The organism is Arthrobacter sp. NPDC058097, assembly GCF_042884885.1.
Taxonomy (GTDB): Bacteria; Actinomycetota; Actinomycetes; order Actinomycetales; family Micrococcaceae; genus Arthrobacter.
The window spans coordinates 127,051-149,954 of sequence record NZ_JBHVSZ010000002.1 but is presented as its reverse complement, the minus strand read 5'-3'; the positions used below and the strand labels follow the sequence as shown (position 1 = coordinate 149,954).

The window sequence follows — 22,904 nt, the reverse complement described above, 5'->3', positions numbered from 1 at the left end:
GCAAGGCGCCGGGACCGTGGTGCGTGGTCCCGGCGCCTCACCTAGCTAGTTGCACTTCGTGGCATGGGCTTACTTTTCGGCCCACTCCCAGAAGTTCCACCAGACGCCCGTCTGGTTCGGCATGAACTTCACGCCGGTGATGCGGTCGCTGTAGGCGTCAACACCAACGGACTGGAACAGCGGGAGGCCGTATGCCGAATCCCAGATCTTCTTGTCGATCTGCTTGATCAGCTCATCCTGCTTGCTGCGGTCGGTGGTCACAATGAGTTCGTCCATGAGCTTGTCGGCTTCAGGATCGCTGAACTTGTTGAAGTTGGAACCGTTGCCGGAGCGGAAGATCTGCGGCACGCCGGAGACGCCCACGCCCGGGTTGATCCAGCCGAAGATCGTGGCGTCGTAGCCGCCCTTGCCGAGGGCCTTGCCCCAGTCAGAGGCACCAAGGCCGCCATCGACGATCTTGAAGCCGGCCTTGGTGGCGGACTCACGGATGAGCGAGAACGCGTCCACACGGTTCGGGTTGTCCTTGTTGTACATGATGCGGACCTCGGGGGTCGCACCGTTCAGGAGTTTCTTGGCGCCATCGACATCCGGCTCCGCGTAGGCCGAGGAGCCGTTGCCCTGAACGGAGGCGTCGTAGGCCGGCTGCGCGGGAACGAACAGCTGCGAGTCCAGGGGCTTTGCTTCGGGGTCGAGCTTCTTGACGATCTTGTCGACGATGTCCTTGCGCGGAACCGTCTTCATGAAGGCCTCACGGACGTTCTTGTCGGCGAAGGGTCCCGAGTAGTTCAGGTCGATGTGGTCGTAGGAGAGCTGGTTGCCCTGCTCCACCGTGACGCCCTGGCTCTCGAGTGCCTTGAGCTGTTCGAGAGTGTCAGCCGAGGCCTGTGGGGCGATGATGTCTGCTTCGCCGTTCTTCAGCGCCTGGACCTGTGCCGGGGAGGAACCGATGTAGCGGACGGTGATCTCGTCCAGCTTGGCCTCGGGTCCCCAGTTGTAGTCCTTGTTCCGGACCATGGTCAGGGACTGGTCCTGGTTGATGCTCTGGACAACGAACGGGCCGTTGGAGAGGAACAGGCTCGGATCGCTCGGCAGGGTCTTGGAATCGAAGCCGGTGTTCCACATGTCGGACATGGCCTTGAGCTTGGCGTCCGCGGGCTTTGGCGACTTGGCGTCGCCGCGGGGCAGGCTCTTGAGGTGGTCGATGAAGGCTTGGCTGTCGGCCAGGCCGGCCTTCTTGGCCAGGACGTGGGCCGGGATGTCAATGCCAGGTCCGCCCAGCGCGATCTCCCAGTCAGCGAACGGCTTGGAGTACTTGATGGTCATGGAGCGGTTATTGTCGCCGATTTCGGGGAAGTCGGTGAGCTTCAAGCCCGTGGGATCGCCGGCGTAGGAGAAGTAGGACGTTCCCGCCTTGCCTTCTTCGTCGGCGTCGTTGTAGTACCCGGAGAAGGCTGCCCACTGCAGGAGCAGGTCCGCTGCCGTGACGGGGGTGCCGTCCGACCACTTAACGCCTTCGTTGATGGTGTACTTGACGGTCAGCGGATCGTCAGACGTCTTTTCCATCTTGCCGAACTTGTCGTTGTGGACGATGTTCAGCTGGTTGTCGATGTAATAGAACCCGGAGTGTGTGGCGTAGCTGACCTTCGAGTTGATGTCAGTGTTGCCGTCGGCCGTGTTGGGGTTGAAGGTATTGAACGCATTGACCTCAACTACAGTGGCTGTTCCCCCCTGCTTGCCGGCCGCATTACTGGACGGGGTTGTCCCGCCATTGGTGCTCGCGCAGGCGCTGAGCGCCAGTGCAGCCGCGGCTGCAACGCCTACTGCTTTGGAAATACGACTGAATCGCATTCCGCCTCCTATGTTTCTGTGAGTGTGGAAAAGACCTTCGCTGTGGGCGCCGGCCAGACCCGCTACATCCCCCCAGTGAGATGTGGCGAGTCTCACATGACAAGTAGCCTAGACCCGAACGCGCCGCGCGCGGACCGAAAGTTGTCCCTCAGTAAAGGTTGTTACCGAGATGCAACCAAGCTGTTGCCGTACGAAAAGTTCGCCCTCTTTTTCCTTGACGCCCTGTTGCCCTGTGGGTAGGGGCGCCAATCACAGAAAAAGCCCCGATCCAAGGGATCGGGGCTTTTTGCCGTTAATTCTCAATCACTGAGTAGTCCGGCGGAAACTCACACGTTGAAGCGGAACTCGACCACGTCGCCGTCGGCCATCACGTATTCCTTGCCTTCGATGCGGACCTTGCCGCGCGATTTCGCCTCCGCCATGGAACCGGCGTTGATGAGGTCCTCGAAGGAGACAACCTCGGCCTTGATGAAGCCGCGCTGGAAGTCCGAGTGGATGACGCCGGCGGCCTGCGGGGCGGTGTCGCCCTGGTGGATGGTCCACGCGCGCGCCTCCTTGGGCCCGGCCGTGAGGTAGGTCTGCAGCCCGAGGGTGTGGAATCCGACGCGGGCCAGCTGGTCCAGTCCGGACTCATCCTGCCCGTTCATTTCGAGCATTTCGCGCGCTTCGGCCTCGTCGAGCTCCACCAGGTCGGACTCGAGCTTGGCGTCAAGGAAAATGCAGTCGGCCGGAGCAACCATGGCGCGCAGCTCGGCCTGCTTCTCCTCGCTGCCGAGGATTCCTTCGTCCGCGTTGAAGACGTAGATGAAGGGCTTGGCCGTCAGGAGGCTGAGTTCCTTGAGGTGCTCCATCTCCAGCTTGTCGCTCGTGACGGAGGAGTAGATGGTATCGCCGCGCTCCAGCACGGCCTGAGCGGCCTTGATGGCGGCGAGCTCGGCCGCCTCCCGCTTCTTGATTTTGACCTCTTTTTCGATCCGGGGAATGGCCTTCTCGATGGTCTGCAGGTCGGCGAGGATCAGCTCGGTGTTGATGGTTTCCATGTCCGAGCGGGGATCGACCTTGCCGTCGACGTGGATGACGTCGGGGTCGTCGAACACGCGCACCACCTCGGCGATGGCTTCCGCCTCGCGGATGTTGGCGAGGAACTGGTTGCCCAGGCCTTCACCTTCGGAGGCGCCCTTGACGATGCCGGCGATGTCCACGAAGGAAACAGCCGCGGGCAGAACGCGCTGCGAGCCGAAGATCCCGGCCAGCTGCTGGAGCCTGGGGTCGGGCAGGTTCACGACGCCGACATTGGGTTCGATGGTGGCGAACGGATAGTTCGCGGCCAGAACCTGGTTGCGGGTCAGTGCGTTGAAAAGTGTTGATTTGCCGACGTTGGGCAGTCCGACGATGCCAATAGTAAGAGCCACGGACATTGATTCTACCTGTTCGGCCCCCGCTGACCGTGCCGCAGGTGTTGCCTACCCAATAAATGTCACAGCCCCATGCCACAGTGAAGGCATGGAACCTTTTGCAGTCATTCTGGCCCTTTTAATGCTGTTGCTGGGCGCCGTCTCCGGCGCGGGCGCGGTGTACGTGGTGTTGCGCCGCCGGAGCACCGCCCTGGAGGCGGATTTCGACGGCGTTTCGGCGCGGCTCTCGGAGGTCAGCGCCCAGTTTGCGGCCGCCGATGCGGAGCGGAAGCTCCTGTCCGCCCAGAACCGGGACCTGGGCATGTCCCGCGATCAGGATTCCAGCGTCCTGCGCGCACTGGCGCCGGTGGCTGAGAAACTAACGGCAGTCCAGCAGCAGGTCTCCCTGCTGGAACGGGACCGGCTTGAACAGTACGGCCAGCTGGCCCAGCAGCTGCAGGAAGCCCGCCTCACGGACGAGCAGCTGATGCGGTCCACGCATGCGCTTGAGTCGGCGCTCCGGTCAAACAGCGCGCGCGGCCAGTGGGGCGAAGTACAGCTGCGCCGTGTTGTGGAGGCGGCCGGCATGATGCGGCACGTCGACTTCCATGAGCAGCACCACGGCACGTCGGGCGCCGAGGCCGCCGTCCGCCCGGACCTTGTGGTCCAGCTGCCGGGCGACAAGCAGCTCGTTGTCGACGCCAAGGTCCCCCTGTCCGCCTACCTTGAGGCGCAGGAGCTGGGACAGTCGGCCGGCGACAGGCCGGGGCTCAGCCAGGCAGCGCGGCAAAACCTCCTGGCGGCGCACGCCAAGGCGCTGAAGGCCCACGTGGACGCCCTCAGCACCAAGAAGTACTGGGACATTTCCGGAAATTCGCCGGAACTGGTGATCTGTTTTGTCCCGGCAGAGTCCATCCTCGCCGCCGCGCTCTCCGCCGACCCGGCACTCCTGGATCACGCGCTGTCCAAGAATGTGGTGCTGGCCTCCCCCGGCACGCTGCTCGCGGTGCTCAAGTCCGTGGCGTTCACGTGGCGCCAGGACGTTCTCACAGACAGTGCACGCGAGCTCTTCGAACTTGCCCGGCAGCTGTACGAGCGGATGGGCACGCTCGGGGACAACGTGGGCAAGCTAGGGTCCTCACTGAAGAGCTCGGTGGACCGCTACAACGCGATGGTCGGCACGCTGGAGGCACGCGTGCTTCCCACAGCGCGGAAACTGAATGCCCTGGACACCAGCGGACTGGCCACGCCTCCGGCCGTTCAGGTCACCCCGCGGTCCCTCGCAGCCCCGGAACTGGAAACGAACGGGATGCTGGCACCAGTGGACGAAGAGGACGCCGCCTAAGCCATCCGCCGGAAGGACGCCGGCTCGCCTGGTGCTGCTAGCGCGAGCGGCGTCCGCCAAGGGCACGGGACACGTCCCCGGCTTCCTTGAGCGTGGCACGGAGCTCCTTGGGCAGGGAGAAGAGCAGGTCCTCCTCCGCCGTCACAATCTCCTCGACGGCGTCGTATCCGTAGTCGGCCAGGAGGCGGAGCACGTCCTTGACCAGGACCTCCGGAACGGACGCGCCCGAGGTCACGCCAACTGTGGCAACACCCTCAAACCAGGACTCGTCCACCTCGTTGGCGAAGTCGACACGGTACGACGCCTTGGCGCCGTACTCGAGCGCCACCTCCACGAGGCGGACCGAGTTGGAGGAGTTGGCCGAACCCACCACGATCACGAGGTCTGCCTGGGGCGCGATCTTCTTGATGGCCACCTGCCGGTTGGTCGTGGCGTAGCAGATGTCGTCGCTGGGCGGATCCTGCAGCGTGGGGAAGCGTTCCTTGAGCAGCCGGACGGTTTCCATGGTTTCGTCCACGCTGAGCGTGGTCTGGGAAAGCCAGATGACCTTTTCGGGGTCCCGGACCGTCACCTTGTCCACCTCGTGGGGGCCGTTGATGATCTGGATGTGGTCGGGGGCCTCGCCGGCCGTTCCCTCAACCTCCTCGTGGCCGTCGTGGCCGATCAGGAGGATGTCGAAGTCGTCCTTGGCGAAGCGGACGGCTTCCTTGTGGACCTTGGTCACGAGGGGGCAGGTCGCATCGATGGTGCGCAGCCCGCGGTCCTCGGCGGACTGGACCACGGCCGGTGACACGCCGTGGGCCGAGAAGATGACCAGGGCGCCTTCGGGCACTTCGTCCGTTTCGTCCACGAAGATGGCGCCCTGCTCCTCAAGGGAGCTGACGACGTGCACGTTGTGGACGATCTGCTTCCGGACATAGACGGGCGGTCCGTAATGCTGCAGGGCTTTTTCGACGGCGATGACCGCGCGGTCCACGCCTGCACAGTATCCGCGGGGGGCTGCCAGCAGGACCCTCTTGGGGCCCGGGACCGGTGCCGCCGCGAGCACTTCCTCCGGCGAACGCCGCCGGCGCGGGACAGTTGGCATCGAAAGGGGAACTGCAGAGGAGGTCATTGCTCCATGCTACCGGCTGGGCGGCAGGCCTTAGGCTGGCGCATCGGCTGCCTGCGGCTCAACGCCTGCGGGCAGGACCGCCGACCACCCTGAGCAGCGAGCCGGCCGCGATCAGGACCGCGCCGGCGATCGCCGCCGCCAGCGTCCAGGACGCATACCCGGCAGCGGAAGCGGCCACGAACTCCCGTTTGAACAGGTCTGCCATTTCATTTCCGCTCGCGGTGCCCACGACGGCGTCGGCGGCCCATCGGGATGCCAGCGTCCACAGTCCGGAAAGCGCCAGCGCACCCACGCCGATGCCGGCCAGGACTTTCCACCGCCGGCGGGCGGTCACGAGCGCCAGGAGGAACGCCACCCCGGCACCGACGGCCAGGCTGTATCCCAGCGGAGCGTAGGCGGAAACCCGTTCGACCAGTTGGCGCTGGCTTGTCTGGCCGATATTCACCAGGGTTTGGCCCGGAGCCTCAAGCTGAACACCCAACTGGCTGGAAATCTGCTTGGCGGCGAGGCCGACGAGCGGGGCCACATCCAGGGTCAGCGAGGTGCCCGAGTCCGCTTCGGCCGGCAAGGACGCCGGATCGGCGAAGTTCAGGCGGTGGCTCTTCCGCAGCGTCTCTTCCCAGGCGGCCGGGTACTCGGGCAGGCCGGTGAGGGAGGTCGCCGCCTTTTCCAGCACCGGCCGGACCAACGCGGCCACCTGCGCCGGGACGGTGCCGCCGGTGTCAATGCTGTTGACGGCGGCGGTCGCCAAGCGCTTTTGGAACTCCGGATTCTTGCCCAGTGGCGCCGCCAGGGCAACGAAGCCGTCCTCCTGCACGATGTTGCGGTCCACCCAGATGGCCGGAACGGCGGCGGCGGAGAGGAGAAGACCAAGGATGACGGCCAAGGCCGCAAGAAATGAGCGCAAGGGATTCCTAGCTGGTCGGGTTTCTCGGCTTGTCGGGTACCTGGCTGGCCAGGTGCCCGGCTGGTCGGGAAGACACTGCCATCCTAGGCGCGCTGTCCTACGATCAAAAATGTTGGGTCATCGACAAAGGCCGGATCACCGGCAATGCCGGGTTGGCAACAATGTCTGAGCCCGGTGATACAGCTATGGATAGAGTTGAATAACCCACCGGCACCACCATCCACAGGCAAAGGACCGTGACCATGCAACTGGCATTCGCCGCCACCGGGGCTGCACATGGCTGAAAACGCCACTGTCCCTGTCCCCGGCACGGCCCCTGCAGCCAGCCCCAGCACGGTGCCGGCCACCGCCGCCGAGACCAGCCCGGACAACCCCTGGCCGCTGCAGTTGCTGTCGCAGAAGCTCAAGGCCCACATCGAGCGGGCACCGGCCGCCTGGGTTGAAGGCCAGGTCATCGAACTGAACAGGCGCGGCGGCAGTGCGTTCCTCACGCTCCGGGACGTTGACGCCGAGATCTCCCTGCCGGCCTCCATCTGGTCCAAGTTGCTCGACCGGCAGGAGACGCCGCTTGAGCGCGGCAGCCGGGTGGTTGCCCTGCTCAAGGCCGAGTTCTGGCTGAAGACCGGGCGCCTCAACATGTCCGTGAAAGACATCCGCCCGGTTGGATTGGGCGATCTCCTCGCCCGGATTGAACGGCTGCGCCATGCCCTCGCCGGGGAAGGCCTGTTTGCCGAGTCGCGGAAAAAGCGCCTGCCGCTGCTCCCCCACCGGATCGGGCTCATCACCGGGCGTGATTCCGATGCCAAGAAGGACGTCCTGCGCAACGCGGCCCTGCGCTGGCCTGCCGTCGAGTTCGAAATCCGCGAGGTCGCGGTGCAGGGCAACACCGCCGTGCCGCAGATGGTCAGGGCGCTGCGCGAACTCGATGCCATTCCCGAGGTCGATGTCATCGTCATTGCACGTGGCGGCGGCGCGCTGGAGGACCTGCTGCCCTTCAGCAGCGAGGAACTCATCCGCGCCGTGGCGGCCGCGGTGACTCCGGTGGTCAGCGCGATCGGGCACGAGGCGGACCGTCCCATCCTGGACGACGTCGCCGATCTCCGGGCCTCCACGCCCACGGACGCAGCCAAGCGGATCGTGCCGGAAGTTTCCGAGGAACTTGCCCGGGTCCGGCAGGCTGAAGCCCAGCTGCGCCGTTCCGTGACGATGCTTGTGGCCCGCGAAACGGACCGTCTGGCGGCAATCAGGTCCCGTCCGATCCTCGCGGCTCCGGAGAGCATGATCACGGCGCGCGCGGACGATGTGGAACGGCTCGCCCGCCGGTCCACGGCGGCCATCAGCGCCGCAGTCACGAGGGCTTCGGACCAGCTGGTCCACCTCCAGGCGCAGGTGCGGGCCCTGTCACCGCAGCAGACGCTTGACCGCGGTTATGCCGTGGTGCAGCTTTCGGGGTCCGGCGGTGCAGTTGTCCGCCAGCCGTCCCAGGCCCCCGCGGGAACGCCGCTCTCAGTGCGGGTAGCCGGCGGACGGTTCGGGGCGGAATCCACGGCCGCACCACAACCCGGCTCCTAAAGCACGCCGGCGCCGCCGAAGCGCCAGCACCCAAAGACAACACCACCGACACGACAGGCCAGGAAACATGACAGACCCGAGCAGCAACACAAACCCAGCCGACTCAGATCAGGCAGGCAACGCAGGGCCAAGCAACGCAGCCCAGCCCGGCCCCGCGCTTCCTCCGGACATCGATGCCCTCAGCTATGAGGAAGCACGGGAACAGCTGGTGGCCGTGGTCTCCAAGCTCGAGGCCGGCGGCACCAGCCTCGAGGATTCGCTGGCCCTGTGGGAACGCGGCGAAGCCTTGGCCCGGCGCTGCGAAGAGTGGCTGGAGGGCGCGCGGAAGCGGCTTGCGGCCGCCCGCAAGGACGGCTGAGCGCCGGACAGCCCGCCGGCGGAGGCATGGCGGGAGATTAGGGCAGGTTCAGGACCGGTCGACGAGGCGCCGCTCGGCCTCCACGTCGAACTCGGCCTTGGGCCACTCCAGGTCGAGTTCGCCGAGCCCCTCCAGCAACAGCTGCTGCACCGCGATGCGCGCGTACCATTTCTTGCTGGCAGGCACGACGTACCAGGGCGCGTGGTCGGTGTTGGTTTCGTCGAAGGCGGCCTGGTAGGCGGCCATGTAGTCGTCCCAAAACGCGCGCTGTTTCAGGTCCTCGGTGTTGTACTTCCAATGCTTTGCGGGATTGTCCAGCCGGGCCAGCAGCCGTTTCTTCTGCTCGTCATTGCTGATGTGCAGCATGACCTTGACCACCTTGGTGCCCACCGCCGCCTGCCGGGCCTCGAACTCGTTGATCGACCGGTAGCGGCGTTCCAGCTCCTTGGGGTCAGCCCAGCGGTGAACCCGGTGGATCAGGACGTCCTCGTAGTGGGACCTGTCGAAGACCCCCAGCATGCCGGCGGCCGGGACTTCCCGTTCGATGCGCCACAGAAAGTCGTAGGCCTTTTCCTCCGGCGTGGGGGCCTTGAAGGACTTGAACTTGACGCCCTGCGGATCCATGGCGCCCAGCACGTGCTTCACGATGCCGCCCTTGCCGGCGGTGTCCATGCCCTGCAGGATCAGGAGGATGCGCTTGGTGCCGCCAAACTTGGACTCGGCAAACAGCTGCTCCTGAAGCTGCGCGAGCTTTGCGTCCAATTCCTCAAGGAGCAGCTCGCCGTCGGCCTTGTTTCCCGGGTAGCCCACCGTGGCGTCAGGGTCAACGTCGGCCAGTTGGAATCCCTTCCCGACTTTCAAAGTTTCGGAAGGGAGCTTCGTGAATTCCACAATGCCGGCCATCGGGTCCTCTTTCCACGGTTGTCTGTGGGTAAAGGCTAGTTCCCCTGATACCTGCTGAGGAAGTCTCCCATCCGGCCAATTGCTTCCTCAATGTCCTTGACGTTGGGCAAGGTCACCATCCGGAAGTGGTCGGGCCGGACCCAGTTGAACGCCCGGCCGTGGGAGACCAGGATCTTCTGTTCCTTGAGCAGGTCCAGGACAAACTTTTCGTCGTCCCGGATGTTGTAGACCTCAGGGTCCAGCCTGGGGAACAGGTAGAGGGCCCCCCGCGCCTGCTGGGTGCTGACACCGGGGATGGCGTTGAGCATGTCATACGCCTTGTTGCGCTGCTCCAGCAGGCGGCCGCCCGGCAGGATGAGGTCGTTGATGCTCTGGTATCCGCCCAGGGCAGTCTGGATGGCGTGCTGGGCCGGGACGTTGGCGCAGAGCCGCATGTTGGCCAGCAGGTTGATGCCTTCGAGGTAGTCCGCGGCCTCCTTCTTGGGCCCGGAGATGGCCATCCATCCCGCCCGATAGCCGCAGACCCGGTAGGCCTTGGACAGGCCGCTGAAGGTCAGGCACAGCACGTCGTCGCCGGTAAGCCCCGCCATGTTCACGTGCACGGCGTCCTCGTAGAGGATCTTCTCGTAGATCTCGTCGGCGAAGATCACCAGCCCGTGCTTCTCTGCCAGGGCAACGATCTTGCGCAGCGTGCTTTCCGGGTACACGGCGCCGGTGGGGTTGTTCGGGTTGATGACCACGATCCCCTTGGTGCGGGGAGTGATCTTGGCTTCGAGGTCCTCCAGGTCGGGCTGCCAGCCGGACTCCTCGTCGCAGAGGTAGTGCACCGGGCGTCCGCCCGCCAGCGCCACCGAGGCGGTCCACAGCGGGTAGTCGGGGGTGGGGATGAGGATCTCGTCGCCCTCTTCGAGCAGGGCCATCAGCGACATCGTGATGAGCTCGCTGACGCCGTTGCCCAGGTAGATGTCGTCCACGTGGATGCTTTGGATGCCACGGGTCTGGTAATACTGCGAGACGGCGGTGCGGGCCGAGAAGATGCCGCGGGAATCGCTGTATCCCTGGGCGTTGGGCAGGTGGCGGATCATGTCCACCAAGATCGCGTCCGGCGCTTCAAAACCGAAAGGTGCGGGGTTGCCGATGTTCAGTTTGAGGATGCGGTGACCCTCTGCCTCCATCTGCTGGGCGGCCTGAAGAATCGGTCCACGGATGTCGTATAGGACATTATGAAGCTTGGTGGACTGCTTGAATTCTGCCATTCATCAAATATGCCACAAGCGGGATGTACTTCCGGGGAGACGTGCCTCACACGGCGTTCCTCCGGGGTCTGCCGGGCCAGGGCGGGCGGCACCACCCAAGTAGCTCGCAGTTGTTGTCGTTTTGAGGGCCCAAAACGACAACAACTGCGAGTCAGTTGGGGCCGTTACCCGCTTAACGACGACGGCGGCTGCCGGTCCGCGCGGAACCGGCAGCCGCCGTCGTACTCACCCAAATGTCGTACTCACCTAATCAGGCAAGGGGCCTACTTGACGATGCCCTTGTCCTTGAGCCACGCGGCGGCCGCGTCCTTGGCGTTCTGCTTCTGGCTTCCGCTTACCGCACGGTTGAGGTTGATGAGGTCGTCCGTGGTGAGGGTCTTGGAGACGTTGTTGAGCGCTTCCTTGGCCTTGTCCGTCACCTTGGCCGTGTTGTAGAGCGGGAGCACCTGCTGGGCCTTGAAGTTGTTCTTCGGGTCCTCCAGCACAACCAGGTCGTTGTCCGCGATGGACGGCGTGGTGGTGAAGATGTCGGCCACCTGGACCTCGTCGCTCAGGAGCGCCTGCAGCGTGAGGTTGCCGCCGCCGTCGCTGAAGGGCTTGAGCGCCTTGAGTTCGCAGTTGTAGTTCTTCTTGAGCCCCGGGAACCCGTAGGAGCGGGTTTCAAACGTGGCAGGGGCGGCCATGGTCAGGTCCTTGCAGACCTTGGCCAGGTCCTCGATGGACTTGAGCTGGTACTTTTCCGCGGTGGCCTTGGTGACCACCATGGCGTCCTTGTCCTCGGCCTTGGACGGGTCCAGCACGGCGAGACCCTGCGGCAGCTTGCCCGGCAGTGCCTTGACGATGTCCTCCGGCGTGACCTCGGCAGCCTGCGGGTCAACGTGGGACAGGAGGTTGCCGGAGTAGTCGGGAACGACGTCCACCGAACCGTCCTGCACGGCCTTGAAATAGATCTCGCGGGAGCCGATATTCGGCTTGGTGGTGGCGGTGACACCGGCAGCGTTCAGGGCGCCGGCGTAGATCTCGGCGATGATCTGGCTTTCCGGGAAATCCGCAGAGCCGACCACGAGGGAACCGCCGGAGGTGGCACCGCCGGCTGCACTCGTGGAGGGGGACGACAGCGGACTACCGCTGCTGCAGGCGGACAGGACAAGGGCGACGCCGACACCGGCGGCGAGGCCGCCCAGGCCACGGCGGGTAAGAGTCGTGCGGACGGGGTACTTCATGCGGTGCCTCCTTGAACAGCGGCCGCCGCGGGTGCGGCAGCCGAGAGATCGGTGGCGGCCTTGCGGCCGCCCTTGGAACGTGCGGAAAGTCCCGGTGAAACGACCAGCCGCTGCACGGCCGCCAGGACGAGGTCGACGACGATCGCCAGCGCCGCGATGAGCAGCGAACCCGCCAGCATCCGCGGGAAGTCCTGAAGCACCAGCCCGTCGAACAGGTAGCGCCCCAGGCCGCCGAGCGGAAGGTAGGCCACCACCGACACGGTGGCGATCACCTGCAGCACGGCGGTGCGGATACCGCCGAACATCACCAGGAGCCCGTTGGGAACCTCCACGCCGAACAGGACCTGCAGCTCTTTCATGCCCATGGCCCGGGCTGCGTCCACCACGTTGGAGTCCACGCTGGAAATGCCGGCATACGTGCCTGCCAGCAGGGGCGGCACCGTGAGGATGACCAGCGCCCACACCGGCGGCATGAGCCCGCTTCCGGCGACGAGGGCGAACAGCACCAGCAGCCCGAGCGTGGGCAGCGCGCGGAGGGCGCCGGCCACAGCCACAGCCACCACGCGGCCCCTGCCCGTGTGGCCGATGTAGAGACCCACCGGCACCGCGATGGCGGCGGCGATGACCAGGACCAGGAAGCTGTACTGCAGATGTTCGAACAACCGGGCGGGTATCCCCCCCGGGCCGGACCAGTGCGCTGGATCGGCGAGCCACGCGAAGGTTTCGGTGAAAATGTTCACGGGCCCGCCCCCGCATGCACCTTGGCGTCGGCAATGAACTCGGCACCGGACCTGGCGTGCGCATCGGTCTTCACGGAGCCGGCCCTGGTCCACGGCGTGAGGACCCGTTCCAGGATCACCAGCAGCGCGTCCATCACCAACGCCAGCAGCAGGATGGCGGCAATCCCCACCACCACCTCGGTGACGAAGTTCCGCTGCAGTCCGTCCGTGAACAGCATCCCCAGGTTGCCGACTCCCAGCAGGGCGGCGACACTCACCAGCGAAATGTTGCTCACCGATACCACGCGGAGGCCGGCGAACATCACGGGCAGCGACAGCGGCAGGTCGATCTGCAGGAAGCGTGCGGCCGGCTTGTAGCCCATGGCCACGGCCGCCTGGCGGAGGTCGTCATCCACGGAATCGAAGGCGTCCATGGCCGCCCGCACCAGCAGCGCCACGGCGTAGATGGTCAGCGCGACGATGACGTTCAGCGGGTCGAGGATCCGGGTTCCCAGCAGCGGCGGCAGGATGATGAAGAGCGCCAGCGACGGGATGGTGTAGAGCAGGGAGCTCACGGTGGCCACGAGCTGCCGGAGTGCGCTGTGCCGCCGCGACAACTGCGCCAAGGGGATGGAGATCAGCAAACCCAGGACCATCGGAACCAGGGCCAGGACCAGGTGCTGGCCGGCCCGCTCGAAGACCATGGGGCTGTTCGCCAAGAACCACTCCATCAGAGCGCGCCCTGCCGGGTCTGGCGCGCGGACTCGATGACGGAGAGCACCTCCGCGCCCTTGACGACGCCGGCAACCTTGCCGTCGCCGTCGACCGCCACACCAAGTCCCGAGGGCGAGGACAGCGCGGCGTCCAGGGCACGCCGGAGGGTGTCGCCCGGCCGGAACAGCGAGCCGCCGGGAATGAGCTGGGAGTCCATGCCGGGGCCTTCCCAGCCCAGCGGGCGCTGCTGGTCATCCACCACGAGGCGCCAGTCCTCGGCGCCGGCGCTTTCCGCCCCGTACGCTCTGGTGGCCGCGTTCGCCCTGGCGTCCCCGCCCCGGGTGACCGTGTCAACAGGATGGACCGCGACGCCGTCGGCCGTGGTGAACGCAAGGTGCCGGAAACCGCGGTCCCGGCCCACAAACGAGGCCACGAATTCGTTGGCCGGTGCCCGGAGAATCTCCTCCGGCGTGGCATACTGCGCCAGCTTGCCGCCGACGGCGAAGACCGCCACCTTGTCCCCCAGCACAGTGGCCTCGTCGATGTCGTGGGTGACGAAGACAATGGTCTTGGCCAGGTCGCGCTGCAGGCGCAGGAGTTCCTGCTGCAGTTCGTCGCGGACGACGGGATCAACGGCGCTGAACGGCTCGTCCATCAGCAGCACCGGCGGATCGGCGGCGAGCGCCCGGGCGACGCCGACGCGCTGCTGCTGGCCGCCCGAGAGCTGCGACGGATACCGTTTGCCGAGCGACGGAGCCAGCCCTACGACGTCGAGCAGTTCTTCCGCGCGCTTGCGGGCGTCGGCCTTCGGCACGCCGTTCAGCCGGGGCACGGTGGCGATGTTGTCTACCACGGAGCGGTGCGGCATCAGCCCGGACGACTGCATCACGTAACCCATGGAACGGCGGAGCTCGGCCGCCGGCACGGAGGTGACGTCCCGTCCGCCCACGGTGATGGTGCCGGACGTGGGCTCCACCATCCGGTTGATCATGCGCAGGGAGGTGGTCTTGCCGCAGCCTGATGGTCCCACGAACACCGTGATGGAGCCGCGGTCAATGGACATGCTCAGCTGGTCCACCGCCGGTTGCCCGCTCTGGTACTGCTTGGTGACGCTCTGGAACTCAATCATGGCTTCGGCCATACCCGGCTTACCTAACTGTTGGGCGGCAACATCGGACGGTAAAGCGAATTGATCATAAGCACGCTGTTTTTTGGCTGTAAAGCGCGTCTTGACACAGCGTAACCAGCGCCCGAAGTAAAACCGCGGCAGGCGCGGATACCGTAATCATTCGGAGACAAACACCCTTGATTCGGTGCCCTCCCCTGCCCGGATGGGTGGAAGAGTTTTTGTCCAGATAATGGCCGCTGCGGGGGGTTTTGGAGCCATTATCTGGACAAAAATTCCAGCCTCAGGAATGGCGGTAGCGCTCGGCGGCCCGCTGGCTCCGGCCGGCCACCACCACCTTCTGGTGCCATTCCCGCTGGTACGCCCTTCGTGCCGCCGCGTCATGCCGCCGTTCCAGGGCGGCGAGCTCGCGCTGCAGCTTGAGGTAGCTGGCCCACCGCCGCTCCTCGAGGGACCCGTCGTCGAGCGCCTCACGGACCGCGCACCCGGGCTCCCTGTCATGGGCACAGTCGGAGAAGCGGCACTGCCCGAAGAGCACCTGCAGGTCGCCGAACATCTCCTCCATGCCGTCCTCGGCGTCGAACAGGCCGAAGCCGCGGACACCGGGGGTGTCCATCAGCACGGCGCCGTTGGGCAGCGGCACCAGTTCCCGGGACGTCGTGGTGTGCCGGCCCCTGCCGTCGGCGGCCCGCACGTCACCCGTCGACTGGACGTGGTGGCCCGCGAGCGCATTGATGAGCGTGGACTTGCCGGCGCCGGAGGGCCCGAGCAGGGCCAGCGTCCGGCCCGGCCGCACCCTGGAGAGCAGTTCGTCGATGCCGTCCCCGTGCTCGGCAGAGGTGGTCACCACGTCCACGCCGGCCGCCTGCAGGATGACCTTCCCGACGACGTCATCGGCGATGTCCGCCAGGTCCGCCTTCGTGATGATCACCAGGGGTGTGGCACCCGAATCCCAGACGGCCACGAGCGTCCGTTCAAGCCGGTTGTGGCTTAGGGGACGGTCCACGGGAACCACCACGCCCACCATGTCGATGTTCGCGGCCAGGACCTGGGCCTCCGTGGACGGGTCGAAGGCGCGCTTGCGGCTCAGCTCGGAGGTGCGCGGAAGAACGCCGACGACGGCCGGTTCCGCTGCCCGGTTGCGGCCGAGCCAGATCCAGTCTCCGGTGGCGGGCACTGCCCCGGCCGGGTAGGGCAGGTGCACCAGGCCGTCGGCCGTGGCTGCCACAATCCGGTTGCGGTCCACCCGGACCACGCGGGCGGCGGCCTCGCCGCCGTCGGCCGGATGGGCGGCGAAGTGCTGCGCCGCTGCCTCCGTGAAGCCGTAGGGGACCGGGCCCTGGATTGGGCCCGGCATTGGGTCAATTTTGATTGAAGGGCTGTGAAGATGGTTGGCACGAGTGCCGGAAGGGTTTTTCACTGTGGACCTCGGGTTGGCCCCGAAACGCCGCCGGCCGTCCAGGCAGTGCGCTGTGCACTGAGGGTGCTGGACGGGCTACGAGTGGGCAGCAGCAGGGGCAGGAGTAATGAAAGTGTTTTCGGAAGGGCGCGGAGCGCGCACAAATTCTGCAATCATCAGGTCCACCTCCCCTGCACCAAGTTCACATGCCAGACCGGCCGCCGCCGGACAGAATGTCCACGGACTCCTCAGAATAGCCAGCCGGGCGGCGGCTGGCTAGGGAGTTCAGTCAGGAATTGAGTCCAGCTTGCCGTTGACCGGCCGTTCCCGGAACAGCCGCAGCGCGGCGTCCACCAGGGAGACCCTGTTGAGGGAACCGATGTCAGTCAGCGGTATCCATGCGGCGTGCGTGGTGGTGCCGTTCTCTTCGTGGGTGAGCTCCCCGCCCGTCACCCGCGCCTCGTAGACCAGGCGGAGCGCCTGGAAGTCGCGGTCCGCCCCGTCCAGCCGGGTACCGGCAGGCCAGTGCCCGACGTCGATGCCCAGCATCGGTCCGATTTCGGCGTGGTAGCCGGTCTCCTCGAAGACTTCACGGATGCAGCCGTCCACAGGGTGCTCGGCCAGGTCCAGCCCGCCGCCGGGAAGCGTCCAGCCTTCCTTGCCGTCCTGCTTCCAGTACGCCAGGAGGATGGCGCTGTCGCGGATGATCACCGCGTAGGCGGCGGGGCGGGTGTCGAAGAGAACGGTCATCGCTCCAGCGTAGCCCCGTGCTATCGGCGTGCAGGCGGCCGTCCTTTTAAGTGGGACTGTGACGAATTGGCGCTTCTCGCGCAGGAGGAAACCTGCCCGCCCGCCGACCTTGGCACAGGGACGCACGGCGGGCCCGGTCCTAGCGCCCCTCAGGCCTGCTCGCGGACCAGAAGCGGAACACCGAAGACGGGGTCCTGCTCCAGGATCCGCACGTCGTTGACCCCCGCCGCGGCCAGGTGTTTGCGGAACGATTCCTGGAGCCGGATAACGTTCATGCCGAGGCCGCTGCCCAGAATGACCGGCCCGTCCAGCTCCAGCTGCCGGAGGACCTGGGCGGCCATCTCGGCCAGGTCCTTTCCCGCTTGGTCGATCAGGTCCCGGCTTACGCTGTGGCCGGCGTCGGCCGCCTCCACTACCAGCCGGGCCTGCTGCGCCCAGAAGCGGCGCCCCGTGTCCGGGGAGTGGAAGAGCGCGATCAGCTTGTTGGGGTCATCGGTGCTGCAGGAATGCAGCAGCGCCCGGGTCAGCTCGTCCGGTTCCTGCCCCTGGTTCATGCGCCGCAGGCTGTGCCGCACTGCCTCCCTGCCCAGCCAGTAGCCGCTGCCTTCGTCGCCCAGGAGGTAGCCCCAGCCGCCGGCCCGCGCCTCGCTGCCGCGGCCGTTCGTGCCCCAGGCCGCGGAGCCGGTGCCCGCGATGACTGCGACGCCGGTGCTGGCGCCGCCCGCCGCGAGGAGGAGCCGGGAGTCGTGGACCACGGTAATCCGGGCGCCCGGGGCGTGCGGCTCGATGAGGGCGGCCAGGGCGGCGGCGTCCTCCTCGGTGTCGATGCCGCCGGCGCCTGCGTAAACCTGTGCCACCGGCCCGCTGCCGATCTTGGCGAAAAGCTCCGCGAGGTGCGCGGCGGCTTCGGCGCGGCTGACGTTCTGGACGTTGGCGCTTCCCACGCTTTCGTCGGCCACCGGCTCCCCGTGCTCGAACCGGACGCCCCGCGTCTTGGTGCCTCCGATGTCGAGGCCGATCACGACGCCGTCGGGCTGGGTGGCGCGGGACGGGAGAGCATTGGACGAAACAGCGTTGGACGCAGCAGGGGCCGCACCGGATAGGTTGTCAGAGTTAGTCACCTGAACAGATTACTGATTAGCCCCAAGGAGCCGGCCATGCCCCACGCCGAGATCGATACCCGCATCATTGCAGCGCCGATGGCAGGAGGGACGTCCACACCGGGCTTCGTCGCGGCCGTCCACCGTGCCGGAGGACTCGGCTTTCTCGCCGCAGGCTACAAGAGTGCGGACGCGGTCAGCGCGGAGATCCGCGCCTGCCGGGACGCCGGCGTCCGGTTCGGCGTCAACGTCTTCGTGCCCGACCAGGCACAGCTGAACCCCACCCCCGAGGCCGTCGCCAGGCTGGAGGAGTACCGGAGCAGCCTCGGCCAGGACGCCGCGCGCTACGGCGTGACCGTGCCGCCCCTGGTGCTTGACGACGACGATGCCTGGCAGGCCAAGATCGACCTCCTGCTGGAGCACCCCGTCGAACTCGTCAGCTTCGCCTTCGGGCTGCCCGATTCCGCTGTTGTCGAGGCGCTCCGGAAGGCGGGGTCGACCGTCCTCGCCACGGTCACCAGCCGCGCCGAGGCCGAGCTGGCAGCCGGCCGCGGCTTCGATGGGCTCGTCGTCCAGCACAGCAGCGCCGGAGCCCACTCCGGGGCCTTCCTGCCCACGGCGCAACCGGGCGGCATGCCGCCGTCGACCGCTGAGCTGATCCGGGAGGTGACGGCCGCCGTCGGTCTTCCCCTGATCGCGGCCGGCGCGGTGTCCGACGCCGCCGCCGTCAGGTCGGTGATTGCGGCCGGGGCGGTCGCCGCCCAGGTGGGGACGGCGCTGCTGCGGACCGAGGAAAGCGGCGCACGGCAGCTGCACAAAGACGCCCTCGGCGACGAGCACTTCACCGAAACAACACCCACCCGGGCCTTCACCGGGCGCTACGCACGGGCACTCGTCAATGACTTCGTCCGCGACCATGGGGACGCCCCCGAGGGCTACCCTGCCATCCACCACCTGACAGCCCCCATCCGCGCGGCGGCGGCGGCCGCCGGTGACCGGGAGCGGCTGAACCTGTGGGCGGGCAAGGGCTGGCGCTCGGCAAAGACCGGACCCGTGGCGGACGCGGTGGGCGCGCTCCTGGACGGCTAGAGCCCGCGTGCCCGGAGGTCCCGTAACAAGGGGGCCGGTGGAAGGGGCCGGTCAGGCGCCCGACCGGGCCCGGACCAGCCCCGCCAGCAGACCCGGCCCTTCCTCCAGCACCAGCTCCCGGAAGAGCCGCACGGCGTCCGGTTCACCCTCCCGCACTCCGCGGCGCTCACGCCAGGCCATCCCGATCTCGCGGTACGCCAGCTCCGATTCCAGCGGAATTTCCACCCAGCCCAGGTCGCCGGTGGCCGCCGTGACACCACGTCCCGGGCCGCTGCCGCCCTCCGGCGGAAGGATGCTGACACCCAGCCCGGCGGACACCAGGCCACGGGCGGTGTGGGAATCCTGGCTTTCAAAGGCGATCCGCGGCCTGAAGCCGGCCGCCCGGAACAGCGCATCGGCCAGGGAACGCAGCCCGTAGCCGGAACCCAGCGCAACGAATGGGTCTTTCCGGATCTCGGCCATGCCCACCGACTTCCGGTCCGCCAGCGGGTGCCGGTGGTGCACCACGAGCCGCAGCGGCTCCCGGTACAGCGCGGCGGAGCCGATGGCCCGGCTGGCGGGTGCCACGGGTGCGGTCAGGGCCAGATCGGCCGCCCCCGAGGAGAGTTCCGCCAGGCAGCTGTCGCGCGAACCCTGGCTGAGATCGAACTCCGTCTGCGGATGGCGGCTCCGGAACGCACTGATGAGCAGCGGAAGCGTCGCCTCGCCAAACGTGTGCTGGAAGGTCACGGCGATCCGTCCGCGCACCACCTCGGACTCGTGCCGGACAACGTCCAGGCCGGCGCGGAACTCGGCAAGCGCCGACTCCACGTAGGGCAGCAGCGTCATGGCGGCAGGAGTCAGCCGGACTCCCCTGCCGTCCCGGACCAGCAGCTCGGTCCCCACCACAGCGCTGGCGCGGGCCAGCGCACGGCTGACCGTCGACTGCGGAACGCCCAGCAGCTCTGCTGTTTCGGTGATGTGCTGCGTGCGTCCAAGCTCCGCCAGCAGCGGCAGAACCGGAAGCAGCTGCACCAGCTGCCTGTGCTCGATATCCACGGCTTCCTCCGTCAATCAATCCGCCCCTGCATGAATTATCAATAAATCATGCATTGGATGCTAAGTCAGCATAGATCTACGCTGAAGGCATGCCAACGTCCCACAAGCACGCCCCCGAAATCCCGCCGAGCCAGTCCCGGCCGCCGGCGGGCACCGGGTGGAACGGGCACCCGAAGGGATCACAGGCCTACGGCAGGATCCTGGCCGGCCTGGCGTTCGCCGGCGTGGCCACTTTCGCGCAGCTCTATTCCACCCAGGCAGTGCTCCCCGTCTTGGCGGCCGAGCTTCGCGTGAGCGCAGCGGAAGCCGCGCTGACCATTTCGCTGGCCACCGTGGGCCTCGCCGTCACCGTCATCCCCTGGTCGTTCCTCGCGGACCGGATCGGGAGGGTAAAGGCGATGACCTGGGGAATCTGCCTGGCCACCGCCCTGGGGCTGCTGGTGCCGCTGGCCACGTCCTTCCCCGTCCTGCTGGGTCTCCGGATGCTGGAGGGCATGGCCCTGGGCGGCATTCCGGCCATCGCGATCGCCTACCTCAACGAGGAGATCGACCGCGCGCACGCCGCCGTGGCCGCGGGCAGTTACGTCGCGGGCACCACGCTGGGCGGGCTGGCCGGCCGGCTCGTGGCCGGACCCGCCGGGGAACTGTGGGGATGGCGCGCCGCCGCGCTCGCGGTCTCCGCCCTGGCCACCGCGGCCGCCGTACTCTTCCTGGTCCTCATCCCCAAGGCCCGCGGCTTCAGCCCGGCCCGCGGGAGTGGGCTCCGCGGTGCTGCCAGGACCCTGACCGGCCATCTGGCCAACCCGAGGCTGCTGGCACTCTACGTGCAGGCCTTCCTGCTGATGGGCGGCTTCGTGGCCGTCTACAACTACCTCGGGTTCCGGCTCTCCGGCGAACCGTTCAGCCTTCCGGCCACGCTCATCAGCCTCATCTTCCTGGCCTACCTGTCAGGCACCGCGACCTCGCGCTGGGCCGGCGCCCTGACGCAGCGCTTCGGCCGCCGCACGGTGCTGCTGGCCGGCACCGCGGTGATGGCGGCAGGCCTGGCCCTCACCCTCACCCAGGTGCTGGTGCTGATACTGGCCGGCCTGATCATTTTCACCGGCGGCTTCTTCGCGGCCCACAGCATCGGCGCAGGCTGGACCGGAGCCATCGCCCAGACCGGCCGGGCCCAGGCAGCGTCGCTGTACAACCTCGCGTACTACCTCGGTTCCAGCATCCTGGGCTGGGCCGGCGGACTCGTGTTCCAGTCCCTCGGCTGGCCGGCGCTGGCTGGCGCCGTCATCATCCTGGGATGCACGACGGCGGTGATCACCGCCGTCGCGCACCCCGCCTCCGGACGCCAACGGCGGCAGCGCCCGCAGGACAGCTCAAGCCTGCAGCAGCCCTGAATAATTCGCCGCAGAAGGGGGAGGCAAACCCGCAGATGTTCGGAAGTGCCGCCCGGTTGTGAATGTCTTGGCCACTTTGACGCCGCTAAGATGAACGGAGAACACTTCAGGAGGATCCGTGAGCAGCAACCCGAAGAATATTCGGCCGGCGGCGGGGCACGAGCCGCTCGACGCCATCGATGAGCGGCTGCTGGCGGCCCTGGTGGACGACGCCCGGATTTCCAACAAGCAGCTCGCGGAACTGGTGGGCATCGCCCCCTCCACCGCCCTCATGCGCACCCGCGCACTCTCGGACCGCGGCATCATCCAGGGGTTTGAGGCCAAACTGAGCCTCTCGGCCATCGGCCGGTCAGTTCAGGCCCTGATCGCCGTCCGGCTCCGCGCCCACGACCGCGAGCAGATCGACCGGTTCACCTCCCGGGTCCCCAAGCTGCCGGCAGTGCTGTCGACCTTCCACACGTCGGGCTCGGTCGACTATCTGCTGCACATCGCTGTCGCCACCACCGAGGACCTGCGGGACTGGGTTCTGGACAACCTCGCCACCGACCCCGTGGTGGGACACACCGAAACCACCCTGGTGTTCGACCACATGCAGGGCAACCACGGGCCGCTGCCGGAGCAGGACTGACCCGGCACCAGGGCTGACCACCACCAGGGCTGACCGGCCCGCCCGAGCAGGCCTTCGCCGTCAGCGGCGGGGAAGCAGCAGGCCTGAGTGCGCTGCGCCGAGAATGTCGCCGCGGAGGAGGGCCAGTTCGTCGCGGCGCCGCGCGGCGTACCGCTGCTGCCGGACGGCTTCCTCCGGCACAACCCGGCGCCGCTCCGCCCATTCCACCAGGCCGGCGCCGACGCGGACGGCCAGGGCTTCCAGGACGGAGGCGCGGCGGTAGCCGGAGACGGACTGGCTGACCGATAGAGCACTCATGGCTCTTTCCTTTCAGGACTCATTGACGGTGCTGGGCTGATGGATGCCGCTTGGGCGGGACTCTTGCGCTGGCCGCGGGTGCCTGCGGATGCGGGGACGCCGAGGATGGGGAAGGCGTTGAAGTGGATCTGTACCGGCCTGGCGCCTTCCTGGTCCCCCTCGGCGCGGACCTCCTCCAGCAGCCGGTAGGAGTAGGCTTCCATGGCCCGCGTATACGCGCCCAACTGCTCCTCGTTCATGCGCACGTTGGCGGTGCTAACGGTGGCGGCTTCCAGCCAGTCGCGGTCGAGGGTGTCCGCCCCGTGCGCCATGAAATCGGCCAGCACGGCCTGGCGGCGGAGCTCGAACTCCCTGTTCACCAGCCGCGACGCTTCCTGCGTGGCAGGGGAACTGGCAAGCTCAGGTGAGGACACCTCAATGGCGCCGCGGGGCCGCTCCCACCACCGCTCGCGCGCCGTGCCTTTTCCCTCGACTTCCCGGACGAAGTCATGCTTGGCCAGCTGGCGCAGGTGATAGCTCGTGGAACCGCTGGACTCCCCCAGCAGCTCACCGAGGCTGCACGCCGTCTGCGCGCCGTACCGGGACAGCATTTCCAGGATCTGGACGCGCAGCGGATGGGCGAGGGCCTTGAGGGAGGCCGGGTCCATCTTCCGGACGGGGTACGGCAGTTTCTGCACGCCGGGGGCTTCGGGGTTGGGCTTGGTGGCCATACGGCAAGGCTACTCTTGCAAAG

The 22,904-nt window shown here is 67.1% G+C and carries 22 protein-coding genes; 6 read left to right on the top strand and 16 right to left on the bottom strand.

Features of this window, described 5'->3' with window-relative positions; genetic code table 11:
• Positions 1–69: 69 nt before the first annotated feature.
• Together ACFVTE_RS04615 and ychF are read right to left on the bottom strand one after the other, a co-directional pair.
• Positions 70–1,848, bottom strand: coding sequence for an ABC transporter family substrate-binding protein (locus ACFVTE_RS04615; protein ID WP_387097485.1), 1,779 nt, complete (start codon positions 1,846–1,848; stop codon positions 70–72).
• 326 nt (positions 1,849–2,174) lie between these two features.
• Positions 2,175–3,260, bottom strand: coding sequence for a redox-regulated ATPase YchF (gene ychF, locus ACFVTE_RS04610; RefSeq protein ID WP_387097482.1), 1,086 nt, complete (start codon positions 3,258–3,260; stop codon positions 2,175–2,177).
• Positions 3,261–3,351: 91 nt separating this feature from the next.
• Here ychF and ACFVTE_RS04605 point away from each other — a divergent pair, with 91 nt between their 5' ends.
• Positions 3,352–4,587, top strand: a complete 1,236-nt coding sequence (locus ACFVTE_RS04605; RefSeq protein WP_387097479.1) for a DNA recombination protein RmuC — start codon at positions 3,352–3,354, stop codon at positions 4,585–4,587.
• 37 nt (positions 4,588–4,624) lie between these two features.
• On the opposite strand, the gene ACFVTE_RS04600 is transcribed toward ACFVTE_RS04605, so the two are convergent.
• Positions 4,625–5,701: a 4-hydroxy-3-methylbut-2-enyl diphosphate reductase gene (locus ACFVTE_RS04600; RefSeq protein ID WP_387097476.1), complete on the bottom strand. Its 1,077-nt coding sequence runs from the start codon at positions 5,699–5,701 to the stop codon at positions 4,625–4,627.
• A 58-nt stretch (positions 5,702–5,759) separates the two neighbouring features.
• A complete protein-coding gene (locus ACFVTE_RS04595) occupies positions 5,760–6,608 on the bottom strand; it encodes a hypothetical protein (protein ID WP_387097473.1) in 849 nt (282 codons plus the stop codon).
• Positions 6,609–6,884: 276 nt separating this feature from the next.
• On the opposite strand from ACFVTE_RS04595, the gene xseA reads away from it, so the two are divergent.
• Positions 6,885–8,180 (top strand): exodeoxyribonuclease VII large subunit, encoded by a 1,296-nt coding sequence (gene xseA, locus ACFVTE_RS04590; RefSeq protein WP_387097470.1) that lies wholly within the window; start codon positions 6,885–6,887, stop codon positions 8,178–8,180.
• Between the two features lie 169 nt (positions 8,181–8,349).
• Positions 8,350–8,538, top strand: a complete 189-nt coding sequence (locus tag ACFVTE_RS04585; RefSeq protein ID WP_076803786.1) for an exodeoxyribonuclease VII small subunit — start codon at positions 8,350–8,352, stop codon at positions 8,536–8,538.
• Between the two features lie 48 nt (positions 8,539–8,586).
• Here ACFVTE_RS04585 and ACFVTE_RS04580 read toward each other — a convergent pair whose 3' ends face one another.
• The 9 genes from ACFVTE_RS04580 to ACFVTE_RS04540 all read right to left on the bottom strand — a co-directional run bounded on the left by ACFVTE_RS04580 (position 8,587) and on the right by ACFVTE_RS04540 (position 17,749).
• On the bottom strand, positions 8,587–9,441 hold the full coding sequence (locus ACFVTE_RS04580) for a PPK2 family polyphosphate kinase (RefSeq protein ID WP_387097467.1): 855 nt from the start codon (positions 9,439–9,441) through the stop codon (positions 8,587–8,589).
• A gap of 35 nt (positions 9,442–9,476) precedes the next feature.
• Positions 9,477–10,697: a pyridoxal phosphate-dependent aminotransferase gene (locus ACFVTE_RS04575; protein ID WP_387097464.1), complete on the bottom strand. Its 1,221-nt coding sequence runs from the start codon at positions 10,695–10,697 to the stop codon at positions 9,477–9,479.
• Positions 10,698–10,960: 263 nt separating this feature from the next.
• Positions 10,961–11,920, bottom strand: a complete 960-nt coding sequence (locus tag ACFVTE_RS04570) for an ABC transporter substrate-binding protein (protein ID WP_387097461.1) — start codon at positions 11,918–11,920, stop codon at positions 10,961–10,963.
• Positions 11,917–12,660: an ABC transporter permease gene (locus ACFVTE_RS04565; protein WP_387097459.1), complete on the bottom strand. Its 744-nt coding sequence runs from the start codon at positions 12,658–12,660 to the stop codon at positions 11,917–11,919. The genes ACFVTE_RS04570 and ACFVTE_RS04565 overlap by 4 nt, the downstream gene beginning before the upstream one ends.
• Complete coding sequence (locus ACFVTE_RS04560) at positions 12,657–13,370, bottom strand: ABC transporter permease (protein ID WP_387097456.1); 714 nt, start codon at positions 13,368–13,370, stop codon at positions 12,657–12,659. The genes ACFVTE_RS04565 and ACFVTE_RS04560 overlap by 4 nt, the downstream gene beginning before the upstream one ends.
• Positions 13,370–14,494: an ATP-binding cassette domain-containing protein gene (locus tag ACFVTE_RS04555; protein WP_387097453.1), complete on the bottom strand. Its 1,125-nt coding sequence runs from the start codon at positions 14,492–14,494 to the stop codon at positions 13,370–13,372. The genes ACFVTE_RS04560 and ACFVTE_RS04555 overlap by 1 nt, the downstream gene beginning before the upstream one ends.
• 268 nt (positions 14,495–14,762) lie before the next feature.
• A complete protein-coding gene (rsgA, locus tag ACFVTE_RS04550; RefSeq protein WP_387097450.1) occupies positions 14,763–15,836 on the bottom strand; it encodes a ribosome small subunit-dependent GTPase A in 1,074 nt (357 codons plus the stop codon).
• A gap of 327 nt (positions 15,837–16,163) precedes the next feature.
• On the bottom strand, positions 16,164–16,628 hold the full coding sequence (locus ACFVTE_RS04545) for an NUDIX hydrolase (protein ID WP_387097448.1): 465 nt from the start codon (positions 16,626–16,628) through the stop codon (positions 16,164–16,166).
• A 149-nt stretch (positions 16,629–16,777) separates the two neighbouring features.
• The gene (locus ACFVTE_RS04540) at positions 16,778–17,749 is read right to left on the bottom strand and encodes an N-acetylglucosamine kinase (RefSeq protein ID WP_387097445.1); all 972 of its coding nucleotides are present in this window, start codon (positions 17,747–17,749) and stop codon (positions 16,778–16,780) included.
• 36 nt (positions 17,750–17,785) lie between these two features.
• On the opposite strand from ACFVTE_RS04540, the gene ACFVTE_RS04535 reads away from it, so the two are divergent.
• Positions 17,786–18,817, top strand: a complete 1,032-nt coding sequence (locus ACFVTE_RS04535; protein ID WP_387097442.1) for a nitronate monooxygenase — start codon at positions 17,786–17,788, stop codon at positions 18,815–18,817.
• Between the two features lie 51 nt (positions 18,818–18,868).
• Here ACFVTE_RS04535 and ACFVTE_RS04530 read toward each other — a convergent pair whose 3' ends face one another.
• Complete coding sequence (locus ACFVTE_RS04530) at positions 18,869–19,855, bottom strand: LysR substrate-binding domain-containing protein (RefSeq protein WP_387097439.1); 987 nt, start codon at positions 19,853–19,855, stop codon at positions 18,869–18,871.
• An 89-nt stretch (positions 19,856–19,944) separates the two neighbouring features.
• Here ACFVTE_RS04530 and ACFVTE_RS04525 point away from each other — a divergent pair, with 89 nt between their 5' ends.
• Together ACFVTE_RS04525 and ACFVTE_RS04520 are read left to right on the top strand one after the other, a co-directional pair.
• Entirely contained in the window at positions 19,945–21,246 is a 1,302-nt protein-coding gene (locus tag ACFVTE_RS04525; RefSeq protein WP_387097436.1) for an MFS transporter, read from the top strand.
• A 118-nt stretch (positions 21,247–21,364) separates the two neighbouring features.
• Positions 21,365–21,874 (top strand): Lrp/AsnC family transcriptional regulator, encoded by a 510-nt coding sequence (locus tag ACFVTE_RS04520; protein ID WP_387097433.1) that lies wholly within the window; start codon positions 21,365–21,367, stop codon positions 21,872–21,874.
• A 60-nt stretch (positions 21,875–21,934) separates the two neighbouring features.
• Here the strand turns inward: ACFVTE_RS04520 and ACFVTE_RS04515 are convergent, their stop codons facing one another.
• Both ACFVTE_RS04515 and ACFVTE_RS04510 read right to left on the bottom strand, forming a co-directional pair.
• Complete coding sequence (locus tag ACFVTE_RS04515) at positions 21,935–22,171, bottom strand: 2-nitropropane dioxygenase (RefSeq protein ID WP_387097430.1); 237 nt, start codon at positions 22,169–22,171, stop codon at positions 21,935–21,937.
• Entirely contained in the window at positions 22,168–22,881 is a 714-nt protein-coding gene (locus ACFVTE_RS04510; protein ID WP_387097427.1) for an ArsR/SmtB family transcription factor, read from the bottom strand. Before ACFVTE_RS04510 ends, ACFVTE_RS04515 begins: the two co-directional genes overlap by 4 nt.
• Positions 22,882–22,904: the final 23 nt, after the last annotated feature.

Coding starts and splice junctions, on each gene's coding strand:
- ACFVTE_RS04535 (WP_387097442.1), top strand. CDS start 17,786: ATGCCCCACGCCGAGATCGATACCCGCATCATTGCAGCGCCGATGGCA.
- ACFVTE_RS04615 (WP_387097485.1), bottom strand. CDS start 1,848: ATGCGATTCAGTCGTATTTCCAAAGCAGTAGGCGTTGCAGCCGCGGCT.
- ACFVTE_RS04570 (WP_387097461.1), bottom strand. CDS start 11,920: ATGAAGTACCCCGTCCGCACGACTCTTACCCGCCGTGGCCTGGGCGGC.
- ACFVTE_RS04545 (WP_387097448.1), bottom strand. CDS start 16,628: ATGACCGTTCTCTTCGACACCCGCCCCGCCGCCTACGCGGTGATCATC.
- ACFVTE_RS04525 (WP_387097436.1), top strand. CDS start 19,945: ATGCCAACGTCCCACAAGCACGCCCCCGAAATCCCGCCGAGCCAGTCC.
- ACFVTE_RS04580 (WP_387097467.1), bottom strand. CDS start 9,441: ATGGCCGGCATTGTGGAATTCACGAAGCTCCCTTCCGAAACTTTGAAA.
- rsgA (WP_387097450.1), bottom strand. CDS start 15,836: ATGCCGGGCCCAATCCAGGGCCCGGTCCCCTACGGCTTCACGGAGGCA.
- ACFVTE_RS04605 (WP_387097479.1), top strand. CDS start 3,352: ATGGAACCTTTTGCAGTCATTCTGGCCCTTTTAATGCTGTTGCTGGGC.
- ACFVTE_RS04555 (WP_387097453.1), bottom strand. CDS start 14,494: ATGGCCGAAGCCATGATTGAGTTCCAGAGCGTCACCAAGCAGTACCAG.
- ACFVTE_RS04515 (WP_387097430.1), bottom strand. CDS start 22,171: ATGAGTGCTCTATCGGTCAGCCAGTCCGTCTCCGGCTACCGCCGCGCC.
- ACFVTE_RS04575 (WP_387097464.1), bottom strand. CDS start 10,697: ATGGCAGAATTCAAGCAGTCCACCAAGCTTCATAATGTCCTATACGAC.
- ACFVTE_RS04560 (WP_387097456.1), bottom strand. CDS start 13,370: ATGGAGTGGTTCTTGGCGAACAGCCCCATGGTCTTCGAGCGGGCCGGC.
- ACFVTE_RS04600 (WP_387097476.1), bottom strand. CDS start 5,701: ATGACCTCCTCTGCAGTTCCCCTTTCGATGCCAACTGTCCCGCGCCGG.
- ACFVTE_RS04510 (WP_387097427.1), bottom strand. CDS start 22,881: ATGGCCACCAAGCCCAACCCCGAAGCCCCCGGCGTGCAGAAACTGCCG.
- xseA (WP_387097470.1), top strand. CDS start 6,885: ATGGCTGAAAACGCCACTGTCCCTGTCCCCGGCACGGCCCCTGCAGCC.